General features: G+C 61.2%; 26 protein-coding genes. 19 read left to right on the forward strand and 7 right to left on the reverse strand.

What is annotated here, in order from left to right; all coding sequences use genetic code 11:
- Positions 1-116 precede the first annotated feature (116 nt).
- The 5 genes from IPK17_RS18615 to IPK17_RS18635 all read left to right on the forward strand — a co-directional run bounded on the left by IPK17_RS18615 (position 117) and on the right by IPK17_RS18635 (position 3,993).
- Positions 117-1,115, forward strand: coding sequence for an NAD-dependent epimerase/dehydratase family protein (locus IPK17_RS18615; RefSeq protein WP_343419193.1), 999 nt, complete (start codon positions 117-119; stop codon positions 1,113-1,115).
- Positions 1,116-1,330: 215 nt separating this feature from the next.
- Positions 1,331-1,843: a GNAT family N-acetyltransferase gene (locus IPK17_RS18620; RefSeq protein WP_343419194.1), complete on the forward strand. Its 513-nt coding sequence runs from the start codon at positions 1,331-1,333 to the stop codon at positions 1,841-1,843.
- Between the two features lie 86 nt (positions 1,844-1,929).
- Positions 1,930-2,250, forward strand: coding sequence for a hypothetical protein (locus tag IPK17_RS18625; RefSeq protein ID WP_343419195.1), 321 nt, complete (start codon positions 1,930-1,932; stop codon positions 2,248-2,250).
- Between the two features lie 364 nt (positions 2,251-2,614).
- Positions 2,615-3,388 carry an enoyl-CoA hydratase-related protein gene (locus IPK17_RS18630; RefSeq protein ID WP_343419196.1) on the forward strand — a complete coding sequence of 258 codons (774 nt, stop codon included), beginning with the start codon at positions 2,615-2,617 and terminating at the stop codon, positions 3,386-3,388.
- The gene (locus IPK17_RS18635) at positions 3,373-3,993 is read left to right on the forward strand and encodes a metallophosphoesterase family protein (RefSeq protein ID WP_343419197.1); all 621 of its coding nucleotides are present in this window, start codon (positions 3,373-3,375) and stop codon (positions 3,991-3,993) included. Before IPK17_RS18630 ends, IPK17_RS18635 begins: the two co-directional genes overlap by 16 nt.
- On the opposite strand, the gene IPK17_RS18640 is transcribed toward IPK17_RS18635, so the two are convergent.
- Positions 3,994-5,004, reverse strand: a complete 1,011-nt coding sequence (locus IPK17_RS18640) for a polysaccharide deacetylase family protein (protein ID WP_343419198.1) — start codon at positions 5,002-5,004, stop codon at positions 3,994-3,996.
- Positions 5,005-5,152: 148 nt separating this feature from the next.
- Between IPK17_RS18640 and IPK17_RS18645 the strand changes: the two genes are divergently transcribed.
- The 9 genes from IPK17_RS18645 to IPK17_RS18685 all read left to right on the forward strand — a co-directional run bounded on the left by IPK17_RS18645 (position 5,153) and on the right by IPK17_RS18685 (position 14,561).
- Positions 5,153-5,887 (forward strand): serine/threonine-protein kinase, encoded by a 735-nt coding sequence (locus IPK17_RS18645; RefSeq protein ID WP_343419199.1) that lies wholly within the window; start codon positions 5,153-5,155, stop codon positions 5,885-5,887.
- Complete coding sequence (locus IPK17_RS18650; protein WP_343419200.1) at positions 5,839-6,774, forward strand: serine/threonine-protein kinase; 936 nt, start codon at positions 5,839-5,841, stop codon at positions 6,772-6,774. The genes IPK17_RS18645 and IPK17_RS18650 overlap by 49 nt, the downstream gene beginning before the upstream one ends.
- 375 nt (positions 6,775-7,149) lie before the next feature.
- Positions 7,150-7,584, forward strand: a complete 435-nt coding sequence (locus IPK17_RS18655) for an Hsp20/alpha crystallin family protein (RefSeq protein WP_343419201.1) — start codon at positions 7,150-7,152, stop codon at positions 7,582-7,584.
- Positions 7,577-10,066, forward strand: coding sequence for an endopeptidase La (lon, locus tag IPK17_RS18660; protein WP_343419202.1), 2,490 nt, complete (start codon positions 7,577-7,579; stop codon positions 10,064-10,066). The genes IPK17_RS18655 and lon overlap by 8 nt, the downstream gene beginning before the upstream one ends.
- A 63-nt stretch (positions 10,067-10,129) precedes the next feature.
- Positions 10,130-10,483 (forward strand): response regulator, encoded by a 354-nt coding sequence (locus tag IPK17_RS18665; protein WP_343419203.1) that lies wholly within the window; start codon positions 10,130-10,132, stop codon positions 10,481-10,483.
- Between the two features lie 81 nt (positions 10,484-10,564).
- Positions 10,565-10,948: a PH domain-containing protein gene (locus tag IPK17_RS18670; protein WP_343419204.1), complete on the forward strand. Its 384-nt coding sequence runs from the start codon at positions 10,565-10,567 to the stop codon at positions 10,946-10,948.
- 138 nt (positions 10,949-11,086) lie between these two features.
- Entirely contained in the window at positions 11,087-12,433 is a 1,347-nt protein-coding gene (locus IPK17_RS18675; protein ID WP_343419205.1) for a DsbA family protein, read from the forward strand.
- 54 nt (positions 12,434-12,487) lie between these two features.
- Positions 12,488-12,850: a DUF2200 domain-containing protein gene (locus IPK17_RS18680; RefSeq protein WP_343419206.1), complete on the forward strand. Its 363-nt coding sequence runs from the start codon at positions 12,488-12,490 to the stop codon at positions 12,848-12,850.
- Positions 12,851-13,061: 211 nt separating this feature from the next.
- Entirely contained in the window at positions 13,062-14,561 is a 1,500-nt protein-coding gene (locus IPK17_RS18685; protein WP_343419207.1) for a phytoene desaturase family protein, read from the forward strand.
- On the opposite strand, the gene IPK17_RS18690 is transcribed toward IPK17_RS18685, so the two are convergent.
- From IPK17_RS18690 to IPK17_RS18705, 4 genes are all read right to left on the reverse strand, one after another.
- Complete coding sequence (locus IPK17_RS18690) at positions 14,535-14,933, reverse strand: type II toxin-antitoxin system VapC family toxin (protein ID WP_343419208.1); 399 nt, start codon at positions 14,931-14,933, stop codon at positions 14,535-14,537. The two genes, IPK17_RS18685 and IPK17_RS18690, sit on opposite strands and share 27 nt — an antisense overlap.
- 262 nt (positions 14,934-15,195) lie before the next feature.
- A complete protein-coding gene (locus IPK17_RS18695) occupies positions 15,196-16,026 on the reverse strand; it encodes an NAD+ synthase (protein WP_343419209.1) in 831 nt (276 codons plus the stop codon).
- Complete coding sequence (locus IPK17_RS18700) at positions 16,023-16,880, reverse strand: nitrilase-related carbon-nitrogen hydrolase (RefSeq protein WP_343419210.1); 858 nt, start codon at positions 16,878-16,880, stop codon at positions 16,023-16,025. Before IPK17_RS18700 ends, IPK17_RS18695 begins: the two co-directional genes overlap by 4 nt.
- Positions 16,881-17,238: 358 nt before the next feature.
- Positions 17,239-18,069, reverse strand: a complete 831-nt coding sequence (locus IPK17_RS18705; RefSeq protein ID WP_343419211.1) for a prolipoprotein diacylglyceryl transferase — start codon at positions 18,067-18,069, stop codon at positions 17,239-17,241.
- Positions 18,070-18,239: 170 nt separating this feature from the next.
- Between IPK17_RS18705 and IPK17_RS18710 the strand changes: the two genes are divergently transcribed.
- The 5 genes from IPK17_RS18710 (at position 18,240) to IPK17_RS18730 (ending at position 24,946) form a co-directional block, all read left to right on the forward strand.
- Positions 18,240-20,744 carry a clostripain-related cysteine peptidase gene (locus tag IPK17_RS18710; RefSeq protein WP_343419212.1) on the forward strand — a complete coding sequence of 835 codons (2,505 nt, stop codon included), beginning with the start codon at positions 18,240-18,242 and terminating at the stop codon, positions 20,742-20,744.
- A gap of 235 nt (positions 20,745-20,979) precedes the next feature.
- Entirely contained in the window at positions 20,980-22,029 is a 1,050-nt protein-coding gene (locus IPK17_RS18715) for a prohibitin family protein (RefSeq protein ID WP_343419213.1), read from the forward strand.
- A gap of 293 nt (positions 22,030-22,322) precedes the next feature.
- The gene (locus IPK17_RS18720) at positions 22,323-23,354 is read left to right on the forward strand and encodes a prohibitin family protein (protein ID WP_343419214.1); all 1,032 of its coding nucleotides are present in this window, start codon (positions 22,323-22,325) and stop codon (positions 23,352-23,354) included.
- Positions 23,355-23,481: 127 nt separating this feature from the next.
- Positions 23,482-24,456 carry a M14 family zinc carboxypeptidase gene (locus IPK17_RS18725; protein WP_343419215.1) on the forward strand — a complete coding sequence of 325 codons (975 nt, stop codon included), beginning with the start codon at positions 23,482-23,484 and terminating at the stop codon, positions 24,454-24,456.
- A gap of 4 nt (positions 24,457-24,460) precedes the next feature.
- Positions 24,461-24,946 (forward strand): hypothetical protein, encoded by a 486-nt coding sequence (locus tag IPK17_RS18730; RefSeq protein WP_343419216.1) that lies wholly within the window; start codon positions 24,461-24,463, stop codon positions 24,944-24,946.
- Between the two features lie 125 nt (positions 24,947-25,071).
- Here IPK17_RS18730 and uppS read toward each other — a convergent pair whose 3' ends face one another.
- Together uppS and frr are read right to left on the reverse strand one after the other, a co-directional pair.
- Positions 25,072-25,821: an undecaprenyl pyrophosphate synthase gene (uppS, locus tag IPK17_RS18735; RefSeq protein WP_343419217.1), complete on the reverse strand. Its 750-nt coding sequence runs from the start codon at positions 25,819-25,821 to the stop codon at positions 25,072-25,074.
- A 30-nt stretch (positions 25,822-25,851) separates the two neighbouring features.
- Complete coding sequence (gene frr, locus IPK17_RS18740; protein ID WP_343419218.1) at positions 25,852-26,409, reverse strand: ribosome recycling factor; 558 nt, start codon at positions 26,407-26,409, stop codon at positions 25,852-25,854.
- Positions 26,410-26,549: the final 140 nt, after the last annotated feature.

Here is a 26,549-nt window from a genome sequence, read left to right on the forward strand (position 1 = left end):
CGTACGGAGCTACCGACAAGCCTCGGACTTTTCGCTCTCCCCACCCCATTGACCATCCTGCAATTTCAAGTTAAATTTTCCCCATCGTTTAAAACTTTTTCAAAAGGATGATGAGCATGCGCCTTTTGCTTCTGGGTGGGACGCGCTTTGTCGGTCGGCATGTGGTCGAACTCGCGCTGGCGGGCGGGCATGAAGTGTCGCTGTTCACACGCGGCAAAACCAACGCCGATCTCTTCCCGCAGGTCGAACACTTGCACGGCGACCGCGAAACGGGCGATTACGAGGCGCTCAAGGGCAAAACGTGGGACGCCGTGATCGACACCTGCGGCTACGTGCCGCGCGCCGTCCGGCAGGCGGGCGAAGTGCTCAGAGACGCGGTGGATCGCTACCTGTTCATCTCGACAATTTCGGTTTACGACGACGGTATGCCAGCGGGCGCTGACGAAACCGCGCCGCTCAAAAAGCTGACCGACGAAGCGACTGAAGAGGTCACGGGCGAAACCTATGGCGGTCTCAAAGTGCTGTGCGAACTGGCGGCGCAGTCGATCTTCGCCGAACGCGCGATCATCGTGCGTCCCGGCATGATTGTCGGCCAGTACGACCCGACCGATCGCTTCACGTATTGGGTCAAGCGCATCTCGCAGGGTGGCGAAGTGCTCGTCCCCGGCCATGCCCAGCGCCCTGTGCAGATGATTGACGGCAAAGATCTCGGCGCGTTCCAGCTCAAGCTGCTGCAAGACGGTACGCTCGGTGTGTATAACGCGACCGGGGCAACGCAGCCCTTTGCGTGGGGGGATTGGGTCGGGGGCATGCGTGACGCGCTCGGCAGTGACGCCACGTTTACGTGGGTGGACGATGCGTGGCTGGAAGAACAGCAGGTCAACGGCATGCAGCTCCCCTTCTGGGTGCCGGAACAATACGCAGGCGTCTTCGCCGTCAGCGTGCAGCGCGCCGTCGATGCCGGGCTGACCTTCCGCCCGTTTGCTGACACCGTCCGTGACACGTTGGCCTTTGAGCAGACGCTCCCGGCGGATCAGCCGCGCCGCGCGGGTCTCGATCCGGCCCGTGAAGCCGAACTGCTCAAGTTGTGGAAAGAGAAACAGAGTTCACAGTAGACAGTTCACAGTCTTTAGGGGCTCGTTTCGATAGGGGCGCACCTGTGTGTGTCCCCGAACAGGGGCAGACACATCGGTCTGCCCCTACACGGGGACTTTCGGAACGCGATTTTAGCTGTGAACTGTCAACTGTGAACTGATAACTTTGGCATGTTGTTACGGTAAAAGTGAATACGCCGATCTATAATCACGTTAAAAAGATCGGAGTACCAGCCATGACTTACGAGATTCAGACCGAACGACTCACCTTGACCGCCTGCCCCACCCAAATCGCCCGCGCGGCGAGCGGTGGCAAGCGCCAACTGGAATCGTTGTTGGGCGCGCGGTTGGACGACGAATGGCTGGACGAAGATGGGCGCGGGCTGCTCAGCTTTTACGACTACCAACTGCGCGGCGACCCCGATATGCTCGGCTGGGGCCTGTGGCTGATGAAGCACACCGCCGACCAGATGGTTTTCGGCTCTATCGGGTTCAAAGGCAAGCCGAATCATCAGGGGATGATCGAAATCGGCTATGGTATTTCGCCGCACTACCGCCGCCGGGGACTCACGTTCGAAGCAGCGACCGCGCTTATCAACTGGGCGTGGCAAGACCCGCGCGTGCAACGCGTCACCGCCGAATGCCTGCCCGACAACCTCGGCTCCAAGCGCATCCTCGAAAAGCTGGGGATGACCTGCACGGGCAAGCAGGGCGGCTATCTCAAATGGTATATCGAGCGGCAATTTTAGCCGCAGTGCGCAGCACCTCGCTCATTTCCCCCTCGCCTGTAGGAGAGGGGATTAGGGGGTGAGGTTTAGGTAAGGTAAAACAGCTCATGGAATGGATCACCTACGAAGACGGCAAGACCATCGGCTCGACCGGGTCCGAGGGCGGCATCATCCTGCGCGATGAAGAATGCCCGGATGGCGCGCGCATCACGCTGGAGGAAGAGACGCATATGGGCGTCCCCTTTGCGATCACCTGCGGCGTGTATGGCTGGCTGGTACACACCCGCTTCATCGCCGACAAGCCGACCGCGGAGGACGCTTACGAGAAGATGAAGCTCGGCCTCGAAGACGTAATCGCCTCGCTCAGCACAGAAGAAGCCGACGTGATCGACACGGCGATTCAAGACTTCATGGATCGCTACCCGTAACCTGACCTGAGCAGGAAATCAGTTGTGTAGGGACGAGGCAGGCCTCGTACTGATTTCTATAGAAGGATACAGAGGAGAAGGCAGGCCGGTAGCTACGTAGAATAGTGTAAAGTCTGTTTGGGGGCAGCGGACGCAATGAATTGCGTCCCTACACAAAGACAATCTTCTCGTAGGGACGCGATGAATCGCGTCCGCAACAGCCCAAAACCGACCTGTAACCCATTTTCACGCTGTTCTACGCACTTACCGGCATGCCTTGTCCCTACAACAGCTTCGCTCCAAGAAACTGTATAGCTTTTCCGGACACACGGTGCAAAGCTTCTACCGGGTGTCGTGGGTATAGAACTTCACTGGAGAACCCGACATGACTTACGAAACCATTCTGATCGAAACGCCCGTCCCCGGCGTGGGACTGGTGCGCCTCAACCGCCCGCAAGCCCTCAACGCGCTCAACAGCCAGATTACGCGCGAGGTGTTCACCGCGCTGGAAGCCTTTGACCACGACGAGACCATCGGCGCCATGGTGCTCACGGGCAGCGACAAAGCCTTCGCCGCAGGCGCGGACATCAAGCAGATGGCCGATCAGACCGCCGTCGCCATGCTGAGCGACGACTTCACCGACTGGTCGCGCATGAGCCGCGTCAGCAAGCCGATCATCGGCGCGGTGAGCGGGTGGGCGCTGGGCGGCGGCTGCGAACTGGCGATGATGTGCGACATGATCGTCGCGTCGGAGAGTGCCAAGTTCGGTCAGCCGGAAGTCAGCATTGGCATCATCCCCGGCGCGGGCGGCACGCAGCGCCTGACGCGCGCGGTCGGCAAGGCCATCGCGATGGAGGTCATGCTCGGCGACCGCAAACTGACCGCGGCGGAAGCCCTGGCGGCGGGGCTGGTCAACCGCGTCTACCCCGTCGAGAGCTACCTGCAGGAAGCGATCAACTTGGCGGCGAAGATCGCCAGCCTGCCGCGCGTCGCCGTGCGGTTGATCAAGGATGCCGTCAACAAGGCGGAAGAACTCGGCCTGTCAGCCGGGCTGGACTACGAGAAGCGCAATTTCTATCTCGCGTTCGGCACGGAGGACAAGACCGAAGGCATGACCGCATTTGTTGAGAAACGACCGCCGGTATGGAAGCACCGCTAACCGTCCTCTACACCTATGGGCTGCGCGGTGATCTCGCCAGCTTGCCGCGCCTCTTCACCCTAATCCGCCAACTGCGCGCGCTCAACAGCGAGGCGGCGGTTCCGGTATGCGAAGATGACCCCGCGCCGCCAGTCGGGCGCGTGCTGCTGCTCGATCTCGGCGACTCGTGCGCGCCGGACGTGTGGCACTGCGGTGTGAGCGGCGGCTTGTCGATGCCGCTCGCCTTCGACGGCATGGGCTACCACGCGGCGACCGTGTCGCTCACACCGGAAGCGCGCGCCCGCGTCAGCGAGTCGACGCAGCTCAAGCTGATCGACGCCGATCACCCCGCCGAGGTTGACGGGGTGTGGCTGACGCTCGGCGCTCCGCGCCCGGATCAACTTACAATCCGCATGCAGCCCGCCGAGTTTGCCGATCTCACGGATAATCTGCTCACGCTGCCGCCCGTGAAGGCGCGGCAGGTCGGCGAAGCGCGTTTGCGGGGGTCAATGCTGGTGTCGCACATGGTCTACGACCTGCCGACTAACGCGCTCCCCGACCCGACGATTGCGGGCGTCGTCGACCTGGTCACGTCCGAAGCCCGCTACCGTCAGAAACGCGGCTGATCACTGCACGAGCGGCAGCGCGGACACCGCCCCGCGCTCGTGCAGCAGATCGCCGTGCATCCAGCCGCTTTGCCCGTCCCAACTGACCTGCATCCAGTCGCCAGACCGCCCGCTCACCGTGATCTGCGTCCCCGGTTCGACCGCGCTGAACAAGATCGCCGCGTCATAAGCGGGCGCGGAGCGAATCCGCGCCACGTCGAGCACCTCGCCGATCAGCGTGTAGCCGGGCACGCCCGCTCCATAGACGGGCCGCGTGCCCAAGGCAATCGGCATCGTGCCGGGTTGATCCCACGGACGCGGCAGCGCTTCGAACGTTGCGCCCGCCGCTTGCAGTTCGCTCAAGATGACGGGCAGCACGCGTCCCGTCACACGGTTGATATCGTGGAAGGCAATCACCGCGCCGTCCCCCTGCTCGTATACATTCCAGCGCGCGCCGCCGAGTGAGCGCGGCGTGTTGAGCACATTGTCGATCACCACATCGTCGTAGTTGTCGCCCGCGCCGCCGGGCACACCCCAGCCGCAGTCGTCGGCATCGACGCTCCAGTTATAGCTAATCACCGAAATGCCCGACACCGCGGGGAACGGCTGCGCGCCGCCGCCCGGCTGCCGGAAAATGCGCGGCTGTGCGTCGTAGATCGCCAGCAGTTCCGGCGTGAGCGCGGCGCGGATCGCGTCTTCAGTGCGCTGATACGACTCGATCACCAGTTCAGCGGGCGCACCGGAATACACGGGCGGCTCAATCCACAGGTGATTGCCGATAGCATGCCCTTCGCGCACAATGCGCTGGATGATCGCTTCACGCCCGGCGATCTGATAGCCATTGGGGAAGAACGTGGCTTTGGCATTGTATTGCGCCAGTATGTCGAGAATTTGCGGCGTGTAGGCGTCCGTCGGGCCATCTTCAAAGGTGAGGTACACGCGGAATGGGGCGCTGACCTGAGCCTGAATCAGCGCGGGGGCGGAGACCGAAAAGAGGGTGATGAGCAGTAGGGCGAATAGAGTGCGTTTCACGGCGCTATCTCCGAAGAAAAATCTTATGGGCTAGTGTAACGCCGCGTTCGTGGGCGTAGGGGAGCCGCCCAACTGCCGTGTGACAATCATCCAATTCCACCGTTCATGTTACAATCAGGTGACTTATCTGACATGATTCGAGGGTGGCATGAGCGAAGCGCGCGTGATTGCAAACCGTTACCAGATCACCGACTTGCTGGACAGAGGCGGCATGGGCGATGTCTACAAGGCACTTGATCAGACCACGGGGCAGCCTGTCGCGATCAAAGCGCTCAAGCCGCAAATCGTGCAGGAAGACCCGACCCTGCTCGAACGTTTCCGCCGCGAAGCTGCCGCCCTCGCCAAGCTGAATCACCCGAACATCGTGCGCGTGCTGGACACGCTCAACGAAGGCGACCGCCACTACATCATCATGGAATATGTTGGCGGCGGCTCGCTCGATGCGCTGCTCAAGACGACGCCGCAGCTCCCCATCGAACGTGCGCTCCAGCTCGCGCTCGATCTCTCCGACGCGCTCACGCGCACGCACCGCCTGAACATCATTCACCGCGACCTCAAGCCCGCTAATGTGCTGCTCGCCGACGACGGCATGCCCAAGCTGACCGATTTCGGTGTCGCCCGGATTGGCGATGCGCCCGGCACCATGCTCACGCAGATCGGCACCGTGCTCGGCACGGTCGCCTACCTCAGCCCGGAAATCTGCGAGGGCGGCAAGTACAATGAGCAGACCGATATCTGGGCGTTCGGCGTAATGCTCTACCAGATGCTCACCGGACATCTCCCTTTGAGGAAACCACGGCGGTCGGCACGATTGCCGCCATCCTCGGCGACGATGTGCCCGATCCGCGCCAGTACCGCAGTGATATTCCCGATGCGGTTGTAGAGCTGCTCAAGTCAATGATGGCGAAGAAACCCGAAGACCGCCTCCCCAGCGCGCGCGCTATCGGCGCAGAGATCGAAGCGATCCTCAAGCCCGCGCCCAAAACCGACCGGACACCAACCGTCGAAGCTGCGCCCGTGCAGGAATCTGCACCGCCGACACCTGCGCCGGTCGCCGCCGAACCGACCGCGCCGACGCCTGCGCGCACCGCGCCCGTCACGCCGGGCAGCATGCCCCCGGTGACGCTGCCGCCGCGTCCCAGCGCGCAAACGCGCCAGAAATCCAAAGAGCCGATCATCTTCATGTGCTACCGGCGCGAAGACACGGGCGAAATCGCCGGGCGCATCCATGAACAGCTCGTCAAGACATTTGGCGAAAGCAGCATCCTGCGCGATGTCGACCGCATCTCCGACCGCACCGTCTCGCGCTTGGTGCTGGCGAATGATGTCGTCTCGCACAGTGATGTGATGGTGATCGTCATTGGGCGCAACTGGGCGGGGGTGGGCGAAACGCCCGCGGGCAAACCGAAGGGCATCACCAACCCCAAAGACCCGATCCGCATTCAGATCGAAGCGGCGCTCAAGCAGCCCGGCATGCTGATTCTCCCCGTGCTGGTCGACGGCGCGACGCTGCCCGCCGACCTGCCGCCAAGCTTACAGCCCATCGCCGCCGCCGAACCGGTCGTCATCAGCGATGCGGCCCTCGACGGGCAGATGAAGAAGATCGTCGGTCGCATTCGGTCGCAGTACAACGGTCTGTCGCCGCGCCGCGTACGCCAGTTGATCGCCGTGGTCGTCTTCATCCTGCTGCTGATCATCGCGTTCGTGCTCGTCCAAAACGGCGCGGCCCTGCCATCGATCATCCCATGGCTGTCTGCCTCCCCTCTCTAAAGTAACGTGAGTCATGGATAACGCTTTTCTGACCCCACCCCCCGGCCCTCCCCGAATTCAGGGAGGGGACACAGCAAGAACGCTGTTCGTCGCCCCTCTCCCCGCTTGCGTGGGAGAGGGGTTGGGGGTGAGGGGGATCCGCAAATAAGGCTTATCCCTAAGTGACGTTTAGGTAGTAGGGGCGCACCTACGTGTGCGCCCGAGAACGGGCAGACACACCGGTCTGCCCCTACACGATAACATTCCCTAACTCAGGTTTACGCGGAGGGGTGAGGTCGGTTAATCCCCACTCTTAAACCCATCATGCCAATCTTATATTTCTTATACGCTGATCCCGCTACACTACTATGGACAGCAGAAAGGGGTCATGCGTCTATGTATTTCGCGATGGAAGAGAAAAAACGTCCCGGCGACCCGGCGACTGGCCGTCAGTGGATGATTCAAGGGTATTCCGTGCGCCTGAACACGCGCCGCCAATTCGAACCCCCGACTGACGTCATCGAATTTGGTGACAAGATCGTGGTGATCGTCGAGCTTGCCGGCATGCGCGCCAGCGACTTCAACGTCTCGCTGAACGGCACGCAGTTGGTGATCACCGGCACGCGTGAACGGCCCACCCTGCACAATGCCGCCTATCATCAGGTTGAGATCAATTATGGAGACTTCCGCGTCGAACTCACCTTCGCGTGGAACTTGAGCAGCGAAGGCGTAACCGCCTCTTATCGGGACGGCTTCTTGCAGATCGAACTGCCGCGCCTGCCCGAAAACCGGATTCGCGTCGTTGGAGAAGATGAGGAAACTAATGAGTGACAACCCGAAGTCGCCCGTCATCGACGATTTCACCGAAGAAGAGCTGACCGACGTCGAGATTCGCACGGGCTCGAACAGTGACGACGCCGAGTTGAAAATTCCCGCGGAACTGCCGATTCTGCCATTGCGCGGAGTCGTCGTGTATCCCGAGACCATCATCCCGCTGACCGTCGGCCAGCCGCGCAGCATCAAGCTGGTGGATGAAGTGGTCGCGGGCGACCGCATGGTCGGCCTGATCACGTCCAAGGATGCCGAGCTGGAAACGCCCGGCCCGGATGACATTTATCGCACCGGCACGCTGGCGTCGATTCACCGCCTGTTCCGCGCGCCCGATGGCACGATCCGCATGCTCGTGCAAGGCTTGGGACGCATCACGGTGGACGAATTCACGTCGACCGAGCCGTATCTCAAGGCGAAAGTCCACGCCATTCCGGAAGCGGTCGAAGAATCGCTGGAAGTTGAGGCGCTGACGCGTAACGTCGTCGACCAGTTCACCAAGCTGGCGGAACTCGTGCCGAGCATCCCCGGCGAGCTGATCTCGTCGGCGCTCAACGTCGACGATCCGCTGCAGTTGGCCTACACCATTTCCACCTACATCCGCATCGATCTCGCGGAAGCGCAGGGCATCCTCGAACTCGACAGCACCGAAGCCAAGCTGCGCCGTTTGATGACGCTCCTGAGCAAAGAGATCGAAGTGCTGGAACTGGGGCGCAAAATCCAGACCGAAGCGCAGACCGAGATGGAGAAAGTCCAGCGCGAATACTACCTGCGCGAACAGCTCAAGGCGATTCAGCGTGAACTCGGCGAAGGCGACGAGCAAACCGTCGAAGTCGAGGAGTTCCGCAAGAAGATCGCCGAAGCGGGCATGCCGGAAGAAGCGCGCAAGGAAGCCGAACGCGAAGTGGATCGCCTGTCCAAGCTGCCCACGGCGGCGGCGGAATACGGCGTCATCCGCACGTATCTCGACTGGCTGACGAGCATCCCGTGGAACAAGCGCACCGACGATAATCTCGACATCCCACACGCGCGTACCGTGCTGGACGAAGATCACTACGGGCTGAAGGACATCAAAGAGCGCATCCTCGAATATCTCGCGGTGCGCAAACTGCGCCTGGAACGCGGCATGACCGCGCATCAGGCCGAAGAAGCCGATCACATCCGCCGCGAACGGGCGGGCGCGATTCTGTGCTTTGTCGGCCCGCCCGGCGTCGGTAAAACCTCGCTGGGTTCGAGCATTGCCCGCGCGATGGGGCGTAAGTTCATCCGCATGAGCTTGGGCGGCGTGCGCGACGAAGCCGAAATTCGCGGTTTCCGCCGCACCTACATCGGCGCGATGCCGGGACGCATCATCCAGACGATCCGCCGCGCGGAATCGCACAACCCGATCATCATGCTCGACGAAGTCGACAAGCTCGGGCGCGACTTCCGCGGCGATCCGGCCTCGGCGCTCCTCGAAGTGCTCGACCCGGAGCAGAACAACGAGTTCCGCGATCACTATCTCGACGTGGCCTTCGACCTGAGCGAAGTGATCTTCATCACCACAGCTAACGAACTGGAGCCGATCCCCGGCCCGCTGCGCGACCGCATGGAGATCATTCAACTGAGCGGCTACACCGAACAGGAGAAGATCGCCATCGCGCAGCAGTACCTGACGCCGCGCCAGATCCGCGAGAATGGTCTGCGTACCGAAGAAGTCCAGGTCACGCGGGACGCGCTGCAAAGCATCATCCGCGACTACACCCGTGAAGCGGGCGTGCGCACGCTCGAACGCGAGATCGGGCGCGCCATGCGCAAGATCGTCACGCGCATCGCAGAAGGTGCGACCGCGCAGGTGATCATCGATGGCAAGGCGATCACGGAGCTGCTCGGCAAACCGCGCTATGGCTACCGCACGGAGTCGGAAGAACGCACGGATCGTCCCGGCGTGGCGACCGGGCTCGCGTGGACGCCCTATGGCGGCGACGTGCTCTACGTCGAAGCGGCCTACATGCAGGGGAGCAAGGGCTTCCAGTACACCGGGCAGTTGGGCGAAGTCATGCAGGAGAGCGCGCGCATCGCGTTGAGCTACATTCGCTCGAAAGCCGAATCGTTCAACCTGACGCCGGAATTCTTCGAGAAGCACGACCTGCACCTGCACGTGCCCGAAGGCGCGACGCCCAAGGATGGCCCCTCGGCGGGCGTGACCATGACGGTCGCGCTGGCCTCGCTGCTCACGGGGAAGTCGGTGCGCGGCAACGTCGCCATGACCGGCGAAATCACGCTGCGCGGCAAGGTGCTGCCCGTCGGCGGCATCAAGGATAAGGTGCTGGCGGCGGATCGCGCCGGGCTGAACACGATCATCCTGCCCAAGAAGAATGAGAAAGACCTCGACGACCTGCCCGCTGATGTCCGCGACCGCTTGAAGTTCGTGCTGGTCGAAGGGATTGACGAGGCGTTGAGCGCCGCGCTCGTTGGACAACGTACCAAGAAAAAGGTACACTGAAAGTAAGGATTCTGCTGGGTGCGGCGCGCAAACGCCGCACCCATTCTCAATGGGAGCGCAAGCGTGGGGAAGAAAATCCTCATCGTCGATGATGATCGCACGATGACTAATCTGCTGAAAACCCTGCTGGAGCTGGACGATTTCGAAGTGAAGACGGTCACACGCGGCGGTGATGCGATTAGTCAGGCCACCTCGTTCCAACCGGAGGCCTTCATCGTCGACTTCCATCTGCACGACATGGAAGGCGTCGAATTGGTGCAGCAGCTCCGCACCCTGCCCGCCTTCGCCAATTCCCTGATCATCATCGCGTCGGGCATGGACAAAGAAGCGGAATCGCTCGCCGCGGGCGCGAACCGTTTCCTGCTCAAACCGTACGATCCCGACTCACTCTCCAAGCTGTTGAAAGAAGCGATTTAGCGCCCAAGGTCTGAAGTTCACGGGGATCGGTTTTTGGCTGTAAACTGTGAACTGTAAACTTTTCTCGCAAAGGAGTCCAAGATGCAGTCGCCCGAAAAACCCGTTGCTGTTTTCCGCCGCAGTCCGCGCTCGTGGGGGTTCTGGTGGCGGACGATTGTCACGCTCGGCCTGTATGTGCTCACCAACTGGCGCTTGAACCAGATTTCGCTCACCACCCGCCGCCTCACCCAGCGGCGCGGTAACGTATTGACCGGTAACGAAACGGCGATGAGCCTCGAACGCGTGACCGATATCAACGTGAACAAATCGCTGCTCGGCTCGATTCTCGGCTACGGTGACATCGTCATCCAGTCGGCAGGCTCGGATTCGGCGGAAATATCGTTCACCAGCCTGCAGAATCCCGACAAGCTGCGCGAACTGATCTTCGACGTCAAAGATGGACGCCTCGACGAAGAAAAGCTGTAATTCGTTCTTCTGACGTCGTTTGTAGGGACGAGATATATCTCGTCCTCTCTGTTCACGTACGGCAGGACGAGGCATGCCTCGTCCCTACATCCGCTTACCTCACGGGTAAAGTGTGATGTCCGCAGGAAAATTGACTCCATGACCCATGCTCTGCATCGTTTTGGCGCGCTGATCGGCGCGCTTCTCATGTTGATCACCGCCGCGTGTGGCGGTAACGCCGTGCCACCGACCAGCGCCCCCCCGACGAGCACCGTCGCGCCGCCCGCCTCACCGACACCTGCCGCCGCGGGCACCGATCGCTATGCGGCACTCCCACAGGACGTGACCGTGCAGGGTTTCCCGCAGCTCGGCTTTCCGAGCGCGACCGTCGATGTGGTGATCTACGGCGCATTTGACGACCTCGCCTCCGGCACGTTCTACCGTGACAGCTTCCCCGCGCTGCTCGACCGCGTGCGCACGGGCGAAGCGCGGCTGATCTACGTGCCGCTGGTCACGGGCACGCTCTCCGGCGGACGCGGCGCAGCTCGCGCGGCATTGTGCGCGGGCGATCAGAACGCCTTCTGGCAGTTCCATGATCTGCTGTTCGGCTGGCAAACCGAGTTCCCGACCGATCCGTTTGCCGGAGATCGCTTGCTCACAGGCGGCGCGGCGGTCGGCATCGATGTCAACACGTGGAACACCTGCCTGCTCGGCGACCGCGCCGATTTGCGCCTCGACGATGCGCAGCAGGCGGCAGATAACGAACCCGACTTCACGAGCACGCCCTATGTCACCGTGAACGGCGCGCCCTCGCTCACCGACGCGGCCAGCCTCAACTTCACCATCACACAGGCCGCGCAGCAGTTTGATCAAACCTTCCTGACCACGCCCTCGGCGGGGAGCACGGAAGACGCGCAGTCCACGCCCACCATCGACCCGGTGATCGACTCAACGCTCGCACCACTTTTGGCGCAGGAGGGTGCGCCGCCGCCGCTGGAGCTTGATCTGCCCGCGGGTTGGGGCCGCGCGTACAGCACGGTCGTGCTGACGGACATTGACGCCGTGCGCAACATCCCCTTCGCCCTCTATCAGGGGCCAGTGACGGGCGGCACGGGCTCGATCATCGTGCTGTGGGCGTTCCCGAATCTGCTCCCAGCGGGCAACCCGTTCGCACAGGAAACGGCCGTCGCACCCGATCTGTATCTCGACGGCACGCGCCTGCTGCGCCTCGCCGTCGTCGAAGAGCGCTGCAATATTGGCACCGATTTGCGCCGCGAATACTCGATTGGCGGGCTGGCCGCAGTCGGCACCTCCTTTGCTGCTGTGGACTGTCCCGGTCAACCGGATACGCGCGGTTGGCTGGCGGGCTTGCAGCAGTTCAACCTGAACTTCCTGTTCTACGTGTACACCGATCCGATCACGGCGATGGATACGGCGCAGGGTGAACTGCAAGCCATTCTCGATACAGTCCGCTTTGTGCTGCCGGAGGCGACGGAGACGCCTTAAGCGGGCGGTATTCGTCGTGGTGACTTGTACGACTGCTAGTGTAACGGAGGCAGCATGCCTAAACATCGCATTTATACGATGAGTTTCGCCAGAGTCTATCCTCTCTATGTCGCCAAGGCGGAAAAGAAGCAGCGCACCAAAGCGGAAGTCGATGAAATTGTGTGCTGGTTAACGGGCTATACTCAGGAACAACTCGACGCGCAGATCGCCAACCAGACTGACTTTGAAACCTTCTTTGCGGATGCGCCGCACATGAATCCCGCCCGGAGCCTGATCAAGGGTGTGGTCTGCGGCGTGCGCGTGGAAGACATCGCAGAACCGACCATGCGCGAGATTCGCTACCTCGACAAACTGGTCGATGAGTTAGCGCGCGGCAAAGCCATGACCAAGATTCTCCGCACCCCGGACTCAGCTTAACCTCATCTCTCCGCGGTAGATTGATCGGGACGAGCGTGAAGGCGGTTTAGAAGCAGCGGACGCCCGGTTGGGCGTCCCTACAAAACAAGCATTTTGCTCGTAGGGACGCAATGATGCAGTTTAAGAAAACGATACGGATTACCCCTCACCCCCAACCGATGATCGCTCAGTCCTTTGACCTCAGTCCTCAGTCCTGTTTTCTAGGTGATCTATGCCTCTGACGAACCTTCCTATCATCATCATCGGCGCGGGGATTGGCGGCCTGAGCGCGGCCATTCGGCTGGCGTCGGCGGGTCAACGCGTGCTCGTGCTCGAAGCGAACGCGGCGGTCGGCGGCAAAATGAGCGAAATCCGCGCCGAGGGTTTTCGCTGGGATACGGGGCCATCGGTCATCACCATGCGCCATGTCTTCGACGACACGTTCGCCGGACGCCTCGCCGACTACCTGACGCTCGTCCCCGTTGATCCGCTCACGCGCTACTTCTACCCGGACGGCACGCGCTTCGACGCGCTGGCGAACCGCGCCGCGATGACCGAGGTTCTGCGCCAGTTCGCGGATGCCGACGACGCGGCGGGCTACCTGAAATATCTCGACTATGCTAAGCGCATTCACGACATCACGGGCGGTGTGTTCATCTACAACGACCCGCCGACGCTGTGGCGCGTCGCGCGCACGCCCCTGCGCGACATGCCCGCCGTCGACCCGCTGCGCACCATGCACGGCGCGATCCAGTCGTTCGTCAAGTCAGACAAGCTGCGCCAGTTCCTCGGGCGCTTTGCCACCTATGTTGGCGCGAGTCCCTATCTCGCTCCCGCTACGCTCAACGTCATCGCCGATGTGGAGCTGTCCGGCGGCGTGTGGTATCCGCAGGGCGGCATTTACGCCATTGCGCGGGCGTTCCAGCGGCGCGCGGAAGAACTCGGCGTGGAAATCCGCACGCGCTGCGCGGTGCGCCAGATCGATGTGCGGGACGGCGCGGTGACGGGCGTCACACTGGCGGATGGGTCGCAGATCGCCGCCTCCGCCGTGATCGCCAATGTCGATGTGGCGACGGTGTACGACAAGCTGCTGCCGCGGGCAGCGGTCAAGCCGCGCCGAGTCGCTCAATTGACCAGCGTCGAACCCTCGTGCTCGGGATTCATTCTGCTGCTCGGCGTGGACGGCGAACACCCGGAACTCGCGCATCACAACATCTTCTTTTCGAGTGATTACCGCCGCGAATTCGACGATATTTTCGCGCGCGGTGTCCCGCCGGATGATCCGACGATCTACGTGTCAATCACCTCGAAAACGGATCGTGATCATGCGCCGGAGGGCTGCGAGAACTGGTTCGTGCTGGTGAACGCCCCCGCTGTCGATGCGCGCTTTGATTGGGCAACGCAAGCCGCTGCCTATCGCGATCACGTGCTGGAACGACTGGCAGCGTATGGCTATGATGTGCGCGGGAAAATCCGCGTGGAAAAAGTGCTCACCCCCGTCGACATCGCCGGGCTGACGGGGGCGCGGCGGGGCGCGCTCTACGGCGCATCGTCGAATGACAAGTTCAGCGCGCTGCGGCGTCCGCATAACCGGGCGCGGGATGTGCGCGGCCTATACTTCGCGGGCGGCACAACCCATCCCGGCGGCGGCGTGCCGATGGTCACGCTCTCGGGCAAAGTCGCCGCCCAGATGCTGCTGGCGGATTTACCAGATCGTGCGCAGCGTGGATAACTGAATCCGTCCGTCGCGGCTGATGATCGGCACATTGAGGTGTACCGCCGTCGCCGCGACGATGCGATCCGGCATATCGGGGATTTGCGTGACATCAACACGAGCCAAGGCACGGGCAATCTGCCGCTCAACCGGAATTTCGACAAAGAGCGCAGTTGGATCTTCAAAGACAGCGACAGTCCGGGTCATACTCTCGGACGAAATACGTCCCTTTTCGATGAGATACACCATTTCGATCAGCGAAATCGATGAGATGGCGATCTGATCTTCAGTGCTTGCGCCCGCTTCGAAACCGTTCTCGCAGCCGTTGAGAGAGCTTAGGGTTCTGAAATAGATACCAGAGGAGCGTGTGGGTATCGGCGACGGCGACAAACATCTAGAAGTCCTCTCGTGGGAAATTTCTCATCATATCCCGACGCACTTCAGCAATGTCTTCCTGGCTTACATCAACGCCCGGCCAGCAACCCATAGAATGACTTCCGTGGTTTCTCCTGGCTAGCCGTATTTCATGCGCGCCAAAAGACGCTCGACCACCTCATTTGCTCTCCATCGGAGTTCGGTGACCTGATTGACGAGTTCGTCAACTTTATCGTCCATCACCTGATCGCTCATCTACCCCTCCTCCACCTTTGCCTCAAGTATAATCCCGAAGATACAGGAAGTCGTGGCCGATGGTGCGGCGGCTCAGCTTGGCGATGTTGGGCATGGTGCGCTTGTAGTGATTGATCTTCACGCGCCGCCATACGCCTTCCACGAACGGGCGGGCGAAACCTTCCGCGACCACTTCATCCAGCGTATACCGCTCGTCCACGATCAGATACAACACCTGATCCACATCCGCATACGTGAAGCCGAGTTCGCCCTCGTCGGTCTGCCCGACCCACAGGTCAGCCGACGGCGCTTTCGTGCGCACCGATTCCGGCAGGTTGAGCGCCGCCCCGAGCTGGCGAATCTGCGTCTTGTACAGGTCACCGATGGGATGCAGCGCGACGCCGCTGTCGCCGTAAATGGTCGAATAGCCGAGCAGCAGTTCGGTCTTATTGCTCGTGCCCATCACCAACCCGCCGAAGGCCACCGATTGATCGTAGAGCACCGTCATGCGCAGGCGCGCCATGATGTTCCCCTTGCGTCCATTGCTCATGTCAGGGAACTGCGCGAACAGCGGTTCCGCCATATCGGTGATCGGCACAGTCAGGCTTTGAATGCCCAGCGCCTGAATCACGAGATCGGCATCGCTCAGGCTGTCCGCTGACGAGGTGCGGTAGGGCATGCGGACTGCCAGCACGTTCTCCGGGCCGAGCGCTTCGGCGGACAGGTACGCTGACAGCGCCGAATCGATGCCGCCAGATAGGCCGAGCACTGCGCGCTTCATGCCCGATTTAGCGATCTCATCCTTGATGAAACCGGTCAGCATTTTGCGGGCGATCTCCGTGTTGATTGCCAACCGTTCGACAATACTGCTCATGAGGGGTTCTCCGACAGGATGCGGGCGAGTTCGCGCTGCACCAGCGACGGCCGTTCGTCGCGCAGCAGGGGCAGGCGGCTGCGCGTGCGGTGCAGTTGATTCAGGTCGATGGTCTGGGTGAGCAGGGCTTCGTCAAAGTACACGCCGTGGACGAGAAATTCGCCGTTCGGGTCGACAATCGAGGAACCGCCCCAAAAGTTCTTGCCGTCCTCATAGCCGACGCGGTTGCAGTGGATCACGTAGTTGGTGAACATGCTGCCATACGCCTGATTCACCAGTTCGACCCAGCGCGTGCCCGACAGCCGATCGCCAGCGTCAAGGCCGCGCGACGGGCTGGCGCTCTGGAACAGCAGCATGTCCGCGCCATCCAGCCACAGCACATACGCGGGTGACGTGTGCCAGAAATCCTCACAGATCAGCATGCCGACGCGACCAAAGCGCGTGTTGAACGCGCGGATGTGTTCACCCTGATCGAAGTAGCGCCCCTCGTCAAACATGCCGTAGGTCGGCAGGTAGATTTTGTGATGGATGTGCACCACTTCCCCGCCGGAGAGATACGCCGCCGCCGTGTAATACCGCTGGCGTTCGTCCTCATGCACAAAGCCGACCATCAGGTCGAGCCGCTGGCTCGCGTCGAGCAGCGCCGCGAACGTCGAGTCACTGCGCTTGGTACGGATCGCCACTTCCGGCACGAGATCCTGCACCTGATACCCCGTCAGCGAGAGTTCCGGGAACACCAACAGGTCGACGTTCTGACTCGCCGCCTGCTCAATGTAGGCGAGATGTTTCTCCAAATTATGGCGCACGTCCCCGATTTTCGGGTAGATCTGCGCCAACCCCACGTTCACATGCATACCGCTAACTCCTTAGGAAAGATTGAACCACAGAGAACACAGAGGGCACAGAGAAATAGATTAAAATGAACTAGAGATCAATTCGGTAAGCTGGCCAATCGATCTCCATAGAGGCGTGTATGCAGAGAATACCGTGAAGCCGATTTAGAGATCAGTTTTTGGATTTGGCGGACGCGACAAATCGCGCTCCGGCACACGCCCCGGCCCCGGGGGGGGGGCGCTATTGCGGTTTAAAAAAAAGAGATGGACCCCCCCCCCCCCTCCCCCCCCCCCCGGAAAGGGGGGGGGGGGGAGAAGGGGGTTTTGCGGGGCCTCCCCCCCGGGGGGGGGGGGGGGGCGGGGGGGGGCTACTCCGCCGTCATAAGTTAAACTGCATCATGGCGTCCCCTGCTTCCATAGCGACTGCAGCCCGTTTTGCCGAGCTAACGGCACGCCGTGATCCTACCTTACTGTGTTCTCTGTTCTCTGTGGTTAATAGTCTTTGTACTGCCATGACCAGAAATACAGCATCGATGATCTGATCCGCGCGCAGACTGCCAACCAGGGGTGATGCGTCCGCGCGGAAAAAGCCGATGCCGAACATCCCCGCGCTGAGCAGCGCCAGCATGACCCAGACGCGGCGCTCACGCCGGGTGAGCGCCCCGACCAGCGCGACGGCCACCGCCAGCGCCACGCCGAAACGGGCGGTCGCGTAGCGCGGCGCAAGAATACCGTATACGTCGCGCGTCTCCCACACCAGCCAATCAGCGTAATTCGCCAGCGTATCGACTTCGCGCCCGTAGCCGCAGCCCGCCGCTGCGCACCCGACCCACCCCGCCAGCGCGATCAATGGCAGCGCCCACGCGCCGCGGCTGAGCAGTTCCCGCCGATCCAGACCGCGCCAGCGCGCCATGAGCGCCATCCCGGCATACGCGCCGATTACTGCGCCGTGCCAGCCGAGCCCGCCCAATTCCGGGTGCAGAAGTTCGGCGGGATGCGCGGCGAAGTAGTCCCACGCCAGCGCCACGTATTCCAGCCGCGCGCCGATCAACCCCAGCACCACCGCCGCTAACGCCACATCGATCACCTGCGCAAAACGGTAGGGTGAGCGATACACAGCGCTCACAAAGGCGGTGACCACGGCCACCAGCAGCATGAGGCTGTAAACGGGAAGGCGGAACGCGCCAAAATACAGGACGGGGTCAAGCACGCGACTTTTGCTCCGACGATTTAGTGTAGTTTATACCCCAAGTCGGCGCGGAGCAATACATCCGGGTTCATCACACAAAACCCGTCCGAAGACCAATGCGCAAACACATGAAGATGGTTTAATATGTAGAAGTACCAAAATAAACTTACAACTGCATCATTGGAGACGATATGAAGAAGCTACTGGTTCTAGCAATTTTGCTGATCAGCAGTTTGGGAGCTGTGCACGCCCAATCGGGTCCCGCCAACTGGACGATTATGCATTACACCGCAGTCGACAATAACCTCGAAGGGGCCGCCTTCAACGATTACTACGAGATGCAGAGCGTTGGCAGCGGGAACGGCGTCAACATCGTCACGCAGTTGGATCGGGCGGTCGGTTTTGAGGCGCGCTTCGGCGACTGGACCGATACCCGCCGCTTCTTCATGGAATATGTTCCGGCGCCGCCACCCGCGGATATCGACGGGATGCGCGCCGCTGTGGTGGATTGGGCAGTCGCGCAGAACCTAGGCACCGCTGAGGAACTGACGGCCCAGGCGGCCCAGCTGTCTGACGAACTGGCGCAGCAGATTTACGCGGCGAACAACCTCGACGCGACGTTTGACCAAACCCCCGTCGCCGAGCTCGGCGAAGTTGACATGGGCGATCCGCAAGCGCTGTTCGACTTCATCAGCTGGGCGGTGACCACCTACCCGGCAGAACACTACATGCTCGTGATCGGCAGTCACGGCGGCGGTTGGCGCGGCATCGGCCCGGACGACGGCAGTGCTGAACCCTCCATGCTCGAACTGCCGGAAATTGTCGCCGCGCTGGCGGCCGCGCAGGAGGCATTGGGCGTCGACCTCTTCGACATCGTGGGCTTTGACGCCTGTCTCATGGGCGTGACCGATGTCGCCGTCGCCCTCGAACCGTTCGCCGATTATGTGCTGTTCTCGCAGGAAGTCATCCCCAGCAACGGTTGGGAATATTTCAACAGCATCACCGCCATGCAGCAGAATCCCGATTGGGACGCCTTTCAGGTGGGCGCGGCCTTCGTCGATACCTACATGGATTACTACGCGGGGCCGGGAGAGCGCACCAAAGTTGGGCTGTCGCTGGTCGAAACGGCAGGTCTGCCCAACCTCCTTGCCTCGCTGAGCGATTTCTCGGCGGTGGTCGGCACGGACACCGCCGCGCTGCTCTCCGCGCTCGGCACGGCGCGCAACAACAGCCAGATCTTCGGGGCCTCGCTCGGCGACCGTGCCGACATTTACTCCTATGTCGATTTGCGCGACTTCATGAACTGGTTCAGCCTGCAAACGAGCATCACCGAAGACGCCTACAGTGCCGCGCAGGCCGTGATCGCCGCCTATGACAGCACCGTTGTCTACTCCCGCGCAGACAGCTTCCTGCCGGGCGGCAACGGGTTGGCCATCTACCTCCCCAGCGGCCCGCTGACCTACGATCCTACGTATCCAGCCGCCGCGCCCGCCGATTTCGCGCTCTGGCAAAGCTATCTCGATCAGTTCTACCAGACGATTGTCAGCGAACTGGACGGCAGCGCGCTCCAGCTCGAAGTCACCAGTATCTTCAGCATGTCCGACACTCCCAGCCTGCTCGACAATCCGGTAGTGTTCTTCAATGCTGCCGGGTTGGGCGTCGTCGATCTGTCGTATGTGATCTACTACCAGAATGATGATGGTTCCCAGGTCATCGTGGACTACTCGCCCATCTCGTACACGACCACGCTCCCCACGGGTGAAACGGTGAAGGAATATCCCAACGAGCTGACGCCAAGCACATTTGCGTGGAGCGTTGAATTCCCCGTCATCACCGATGGCACGAATTCCGTCTTGTCCCTGCTGCAATCGACCGCGGGTTCGGGCAATGAAATGACCGTCAGCGGCACGTATGTCACCGCGCAGGGCGCGCAGCCCGCCACCCTGATCTTCAGCAGCGAGACGCAGGCGTACATCGGCATCCTCGCCAGCGACGGCACGACCGTGTACCAGCCCAGCCCGTCGCCCGGCGATCAGTTCATCGTCGATCTACTGATGATTGCGGCGGATGGGACGGTCACGGCGCAGCCGCAGACCAACACCCCGCTGACGTTTGGCTTACAGCCGTTCACGTTCCATTACGAGGCCGCGCCCAGCGGCAATTACCGCATTACCTTGAGAATCGCGGACTTGGCCGGGAACACAACGCAAACCAGCGCCGATGTCAGCATCAACAATGAGGGTGTGAACACCAACCTGCGCGGCTATACCGACACCAACGAAGGCGTCTACTTCCAGTATCCGCGTGCGTGGGGCGAATCCTACAGCTTCACCAACGACGATGGCAGCCTCACCAACGCGCTGAGCGATGAAACCCAGACACAGGGCATCTTCGTCGATGTTTACCTCGAAACCGACGCCGCCTCAACCTTGGATGCGGTGCTGGCGACCGTCGACGGTGAGGTGAGCGACATCAGCGAAACCACCATTGGCGGGCTGCCCGCACTGGTCGCCAGCTACGCCACCCTGATCGATGATGTGCCATCCACATCGTACGTGGTCAGCGTGGACAACGAACCCGCCGCCTCGGTGGTGGTGATCACCTTCACGGCGTGGGGTGATGATATGCAGCCCGACGCCGACGTACTGAGTCTCGTCGACCAGACGCTGCACTTCTTCCCGCCGATTCTCGACTAGCGCCAGTCCGACAGCCGAGCAGCACCTCCAACCGGTGACCCTGTGTCACCGGTTTTGCTGCCCAATGGACGCGGTTCATGGTTCGTGTCAGGAGCTCAAAACCAGGCAGGCATTAAAAATGTGTCAAGAATACAGGCAGTTTCGCGGAGAATGATATTTACTACCGCCCTGGGTGTAGGCGCGAGTGCTATACTGATGCCCGTACGTTGAACTATCGACGACAAAGGAGTCTTCAATGGGCATTAGTTCAATTCTGGGGGCGCTCTCGCTTCTGGGTTTCCTGCTCTTCCTCGGTGGTATCGCCACTGTGGTGTTGTCCGCTTCGCAAAACCGCCCCTTTCGCAGCGGTGTGCTGCTGGCAGTGGTCGGGATTATCATCGGCATCCTCTTCAGTGTGATCAGTCAGGGCATCCTGATCGTGCAACCGACAGAAGTCGCGGTCATCTTCAATACACTGAATGGTGACCTGGAAGACCCGCCGCGCATTGCCGGGACGCATATCGTGATTCCGGTGCTGCAAACGGTCACGATCTACCCGATTTCACAGCAGGAATACACCATGTCGGGGAATTCCAGCGAAGGCGCGCGTGCCGGCAATGACGCTGTCGCCGCCCGGACTGTCGATGGTCAGGAAGTGTCCCTCGACATCACCGTGCTCTATGCGATTGATCCCACGAAGGCGAACATCGTTCATCGCCGTTGGCCCACGGGCTATCAGGATAATTTCATCCGTCCCACTGTACGCGGCTTCGTGCGCGATGTGATTTCAGCCTATCGCGCGGTCGACATTTACGGCGAACAGCGCACCGCCGTCGAATCCAGCATTCAGGATTTACTCGCCGCGCGTATGGCCGAAGAAGGCTTCACCCTCTCCGACGTGCTCGTACGTGACATCACCTTCTCAGAGCAGTTCTCGCAGTCGATTGAAAATGCGCAGATCGCGCAGCAGGAAGCGGAACAGGCCCGTCTGCGCGTAGAACAGCGCCAGCAGGAAGCCGAGCAGGCGCGCGCCGTCGCCCAAGGTGAACGTGACGCCGCCATCACTCGCGCCGAAGGTGAAGCGCAGGCCATCGTCCTCCGCGCGCAAGCCGAAGCGCAAGCGCTCGAACTGGTGGCGCAGGTGCTGAGCGATAACCCGAACCTGATCCAGTATCAATACGTCCAGAACCTGTCGGATAACGTGCAGTTGATGCTCGTGCCGTCCAACAGCCCGTTCCTGTTCGACTTCACCACCCTGGCGGAAAGCGTCCCGCAGCCCGAGGCCACCACCGAACCGGGCAATTAAGCCCGTGCGGAAGCGCCGCCGTACTCATTCAGGGCGGCGGCGCGGCTGAATACCCACCAACCGAACGCCAATCTCGGCATGGGATTAGGGTGTGGCGTCAATACCAATGCAGCGAAAACAGGCGACTTAACGGTCGCCTGTTTTTATTTCCGGCTGAATACTGATGAATTCATGAGAAGCATCCTCCGAGTTTTTAGGGTGTTACGCCATTTATTACGCTGGAGACGATCAGCGCATGTTATACTGTACTATGCTTCGTGGATTATAGTATTGACGACAACAAGGAGACTTCAATGGGTGTAAGTTCAATTCTGGGAGCGCTGTCGCTTCTCGGTTTCTTGCTTTTCCTCGGGGGTATCGCGGCCGTGGTGCTGTCCGCGTCGCAAAATCGACCGGTGCGCAGTGGCATCACCCTAGCTGCGGTCGGACTCGTCCTCGGGCTGCTCTTCAGTGTGGTCAGCCAGGGGATCATGATTGTTGAGCCGCAGCAAGTGGCGGTCGTCGTCAACACCCTCAACGGTGAGCTTGACCCGAACCCGCGGCGCGGTGGAACACACATCATCGTCCCCGTGGTGCAGCAAGCATTCACCTATCCGGTGGCCCAGCAGTCGGTGACCATGGACGAAGCGGCGGGTGGTGAAGGTCCCATTGTCGCGCGCACCTCGGACGGGCAGGAAGTACGCTTGGATGTGTCGGTGCTCTACAGCGTCGATCCGAGCAATGTCAACACGCTCCATTTGCGCTGGGGGCAGGAACGATATGGGCGTGAATTCGTCGTGCCGCAGACGCGCGGTATCGTGCGTGATGCCGTCTCCGCTTTTGAAGCGGCCGAGATTTATGCCGGAGGTCGCGAAACTCTGACCAGCAATGCCGCTAATCGCCTACGTACCCGTCTGGCCGCCGAAGGCCTGACCATGTCCGACCTGATTATCCGCGACATCACCTTCTCGGCGCAGTATGCGGAAGCGATTGAACAGGCGCAGGTCGCCGCGCAAGAAGGCGAACGCGCTCGTCTCGTCGTCCAGCAGCGCCAGCAGGAAGCTGAACAGGCGCGTGCGGTCGCCGCGGGTGAACGTGACGCCGCCATCGCTCGGGCTGAAGGTGAAGCGCAGGCCATCGTCCTCCGTGCCGAAGCCGAAGCGCAGGCGCTCCAGTTGGTCGCCGAAGTACTGGCCGCCAACCCGAACCTGATCCAGTATCAGTACGTGCAGAACCTGTCGGATAACGTGCAGTTGATGCTCGTGCCGTCCAACAGCCCGTTCCTCTTCGACTTCCAGAGCCTGACGGAAAACGTGCCGCAGTCGACCAACGAACCGGGCAACTAAGCGAGAACGTAGGTCGGGGCAAGGCGCACCTTGCCCCACTCGTAAAGTCTGAGCGATCAGCTAGAATATCCACACTATCGTAGGGACGAGGCATGCCTCGTCCTTTTGCTGACTGGGAAAGGATCGCATGGTTCGTCTCTCTGCTGCTGTCTGGTTAGCGCCCATCCTGCTGATCGGCCTGCTGCTGACCGCCTGCCAACCCGCGCCTGATCAAGCGAGTGCCGCCCAGATCGTCACGCTCACACCGACGCCCGCGCCCGCCATGCCGATCCTGCCCACGCACACGCCTCGCCCCATCAACGGCGCGGCGCCGACCATCGCGACGAGCACAGCTATCCCTTCTCCCGTGGGAGAGAGGGTAACGAGCGCAGCGAGTGGGGGTGAGGCTGTCATCACGCCCACCGCCACCATCGAGCCGATGATTACGCTCGGCTTCTCAGTCGAAAACCGACCGATTACCGCCTACCGCTTCGGCTCTGGCGACCGGATTGTCGTGCTGGTCGGCGGCATTCACGGCGGCTGGGAGGCGAATACCGTCACGCTCATGGACGAGTTCCGCGCGCACTTCACCGCGCACCCCGCCGATATTCCCGCCGTGACCTCGCTGGTGATCATCCCGGCGCTCAATCCTGATGGCGTCACCCGGGGACGCACCGCCGAGGGCCGCTTCAACGCCAACCGGGTCGATCTGAATCGCAATTGGGACTGCGACTGGTCGCCGCAGGCGCAGTGGCGTGACCAGATCGTGAGCGCGGGCAGCGCCCCCATGTCCGAACCGGAGACGCGCGCCCTCGCCGCCTACCTGCATCGCCTGCGCCCTGCCGCGCTGCTCTCGTTTCACAGCGCCGCCAACGGCGTCTACCGGGGGACATGTGACGGCGATCACGGCTCGGCGCTCATGACGCAAATCTTCGGGCAGGCCGCGCCCTATCCCTACCAGTCGAGCTTCACCGCGTACCCGGTCACGGGCACGCTGGCCGATTGGGCGGATGGGGAGGGGATCGCCGCCGCCGATGTCGAACTGACCGATTCGACCAATACCGATTTCGCCCGCAATCTGCGCGGCGTGCTCGCCGTACTCAACTGGTTAGCCGGGAGGTAACCCTATGCTGCCCCAACGATCTGCGGCCTACGAAACCGCGCCGCTGGAAGAACTGCTCTCCGTGCTGCTGCGCCAGTTCAAACGCCCGCTCAAGTCGCGCGGCGTGACGCTGACCGACGCCGAGGCCGATCAACTCGCCCAAGCGATCACCGCGCGCCAACCGCTGACGGCGCAGGCCGTCGCCGTGCGGGACGCGCTGCTGGGGCTCGTCGCCGAAAGCGAAAGCGTGCTCGCCCAGTGGGATCTCACCTTCGAGCAAGCGCTCGACACCGAGATGAACGCCATCCCCGGTTGGGAGAGCACCGCCGACTTTCTCGAACTCGCCAACATCAAGAGCAACGCCGAACTGCGCATCTCCACCGGGTCGATTTTGCTGCTGGCGCTCGGCGATACCAGCCGCGTCGAGCATCTGCGCTTCCTCGCCACCCGCCCCGCCGATCTCGACACCGTCCTCGCCCGCCGCATCCTCGACTTTACGGCAAACAAGTAAAGATTCAACGCAAAGGCGCAAAGGCGCAAAGGCGCAAAGATCAAGAATCAAAAGGACGAGGCATGCCTCGTCCCTACATTCTTGCTTCGCGTCTTTGCGACTTGAATCTTTCGTTGCTTTTCTAGCTATTCTGACGCGATCTGCTCGTCGGTTTTGCCGAAGCGCCGCTTGCGCGTGCCGTATTCGTTCAGCGCCTTGCGCAGCTCATCCTCGTTGAAGTCCGGCCAGTAGGTCGGCGTTGAGTACAGCTCGGAGTATGCGCCCTGCCAGATGAGGAAATTGCTCACGCGCAGTTCGCCGCTCGTCCGAATGATGAGATCGGGATCAGGCAGATCGCTGGTGTACAGGTAGCTGCTGATCAACTGCTCGGTGATCTGCTCCTCGGGGATGCGATCGCGCACGATGTGCTGCACCGCCCGCACGATCTCATTGCGCCCGCCATAGTTGAACGCGATGTTGAGGATCAGCCGCCGGTTGTCCTTGGTGACCTCCATCGCCTTGCGGATCTTCTTCTGCAAGCCCTGACTGATGCCGTCCAGCTCGCCAATATGCCGGAGCTGCACACCACTTTCATGGAGTTCGTTCAGTTCGCGGTCGATCACCGCTTCGAGAATCCGCATCAGCATTTGCACTTCCGTGCGCGGACGCGACCAATTTTCCGTCGAAAAGGCGTAAATCGTCAAAATCTCGACTTTGAACTTCACACAGGCTTTGAGGATGCGGCGCAAATTTTCGGTCCCATGCCGGTGACCTTCAGTGCGCGGCAAACCGCGCGCTTTCGCCCAACGCCCGTTACCATCCATGATGATGGCGACGTGGCGCGGGACGCGCTCTAATGGAATGTACTCGACCTGTTCCGGTGCAGCCGCAACCATAGCCTACCCAACCCCCACGACTAAGCGTGCCTAGACATCCATAATGTCTTTCTCTTTAGCCTTGACGAGTGCGTCAATCTCAGCAATGAATTTATCGGTGAGCTTCTGAGTTTCGTCGGCACCATGCTTGGCTTCATCTTCGGAGATCATCTTCTCTTTCTCGAACTCCTTGATGTCATCGTTGCTGTGGCGGCGAATATTCCGGACGGACACGCGGGCATCTTCGGCGCGCTTGTGCACCAGCTTGACCATCTCCTGACGGCGTTCGCGCGTGAGCGGCGGCATGTTCAGGCGGATCACATCCCCGTCGACGTTCGGGTTCAAGTTGATTTCCGAGACGCGAATCGCCTTCTCAATCGCCTTGACCGCGCCTTTGTCATAGGGCCGAATCAAAATCTGCATGGCTTCGGGCGTGGAGATCGTGGCGAGCTGACGGAGTTCGGTCTCCTGCCCATAGTATTCGACGGGCAGGCGTTCGACCAGCGCGGTACTGGCGCGCCCCCCACGCATGCCGTGCAGGTCCTGTTCAAACACGGCAACCGTGCTTTTCATCTTTTGCTGCGTTTCTTTAATAATGTCTTCGATCATGCCGTTTCCTTAGCGCAGATGAGCGCGCTCCTCCCTGAGTATATACACTGAACCGCCCAACATTCCTCAAGGACCGAGGACTAAGGACTGAGGACTGAGAAAGCTGACTCAGTCCTATGACCTCAGTCCTCAGTCCTGTT

Source organism: Candidatus Flexifilum breve, assembly GCF_016713355.1.

What these genes read in the sequence shown, in the direction of transcription:
- lon (WP_343419202.1), top strand. Translation starts at nt 7,577, where the DNA reads ATGAGTGACAACCCGAAGTCGCCCGTCATCGACGATTTCACCGAAGAA.
- IPK17_RS18720 (WP_343419214.1), top strand. Translation starts at nt 22,323, where the DNA reads ATGGGTGTAAGTTCAATTCTGGGAGCGCTGTCGCTTCTCGGTTTCTTG.
- IPK17_RS18695 (WP_343419209.1), bottom strand. Translation starts at nt 16,026, where the DNA reads ATGAGCAGTATTGTCGAACGGTTGGCAATCAACACGGAGATCGCCCGC.
- IPK17_RS18715 (WP_343419213.1), top strand. Translation starts at nt 20,980, where the DNA reads ATGGGCATTAGTTCAATTCTGGGGGCGCTCTCGCTTCTGGGTTTCCTG.
- IPK17_RS18655 (WP_343419201.1), top strand. Translation starts at nt 7,150, where the DNA reads ATGTATTTCGCGATGGAAGAGAAAAAACGTCCCGGCGACCCGGCGACT.
- IPK17_RS18700 (WP_343419210.1), bottom strand. Translation starts at nt 16,880, where the DNA reads ATGCATGTGAACGTGGGGTTGGCGCAGATCTACCCGAAAATCGGGGAC.
- IPK17_RS18625 (WP_343419195.1), top strand. Translation starts at nt 1,930, where the DNA reads ATGGAATGGATCACCTACGAAGACGGCAAGACCATCGGCTCGACCGGG.
- IPK17_RS18725 (WP_343419215.1), top strand. Translation starts at nt 23,482, where the DNA reads ATGGTTCGTCTCTCTGCTGCTGTCTGGTTAGCGCCCATCCTGCTGATC.
- IPK17_RS18635 (WP_343419197.1), top strand. Translation starts at nt 3,373, where the DNA reads ATGGAAGCACCGCTAACCGTCCTCTACACCTATGGGCTGCGCGGTGAT.
- IPK17_RS18645 (WP_343419199.1), top strand. Translation starts at nt 5,153, where the DNA reads ATGAGCGAAGCGCGCGTGATTGCAAACCGTTACCAGATCACCGACTTG.
- IPK17_RS18710 (WP_343419212.1), top strand. Translation starts at nt 18,240, where the DNA reads ATGAAGAAGCTACTGGTTCTAGCAATTTTGCTGATCAGCAGTTTGGGA.
- IPK17_RS18630 (WP_343419196.1), top strand. Translation starts at nt 2,615, where the DNA reads ATGACTTACGAAACCATTCTGATCGAAACGCCCGTCCCCGGCGTGGGA.
- IPK17_RS18670 (WP_343419204.1), top strand. Translation starts at nt 10,565, where the DNA reads ATGCAGTCGCCCGAAAAACCCGTTGCTGTTTTCCGCCGCAGTCCGCGC.
- IPK17_RS18730 (WP_343419216.1), top strand. Translation starts at nt 24,461, where the DNA reads ATGCTGCCCCAACGATCTGCGGCCTACGAAACCGCGCCGCTGGAAGAA.
- IPK17_RS18685 (WP_343419207.1), top strand. Translation starts at nt 13,062, where the DNA reads ATGCCTCTGACGAACCTTCCTATCATCATCATCGGCGCGGGGATTGGC.
- uppS (WP_343419217.1), bottom strand. Translation starts at nt 25,821, where the DNA reads ATGGTTGCGGCTGCACCGGAACAGGTCGAGTACATTCCATTAGAGCGC.
- IPK17_RS18620 (WP_343419194.1), top strand. Translation starts at nt 1,331, where the DNA reads ATGACTTACGAGATTCAGACCGAACGACTCACCTTGACCGCCTGCCCC.
- IPK17_RS18675 (WP_343419205.1), top strand. Translation starts at nt 11,087, where the DNA reads ATGACCCATGCTCTGCATCGTTTTGGCGCGCTGATCGGCGCGCTTCTC.
- frr (WP_343419218.1), bottom strand. Translation starts at nt 26,409, where the DNA reads ATGATCGAAGACATTATTAAAGAAACGCAGCAAAAGATGAAAAGCACG.
- IPK17_RS18615 (WP_343419193.1), top strand. Translation starts at nt 117, where the DNA reads ATGCGCCTTTTGCTTCTGGGTGGGACGCGCTTTGTCGGTCGGCATGTG.
- IPK17_RS18680 (WP_343419206.1), top strand. Translation starts at nt 12,488, where the DNA reads ATGCCTAAACATCGCATTTATACGATGAGTTTCGCCAGAGTCTATCCT.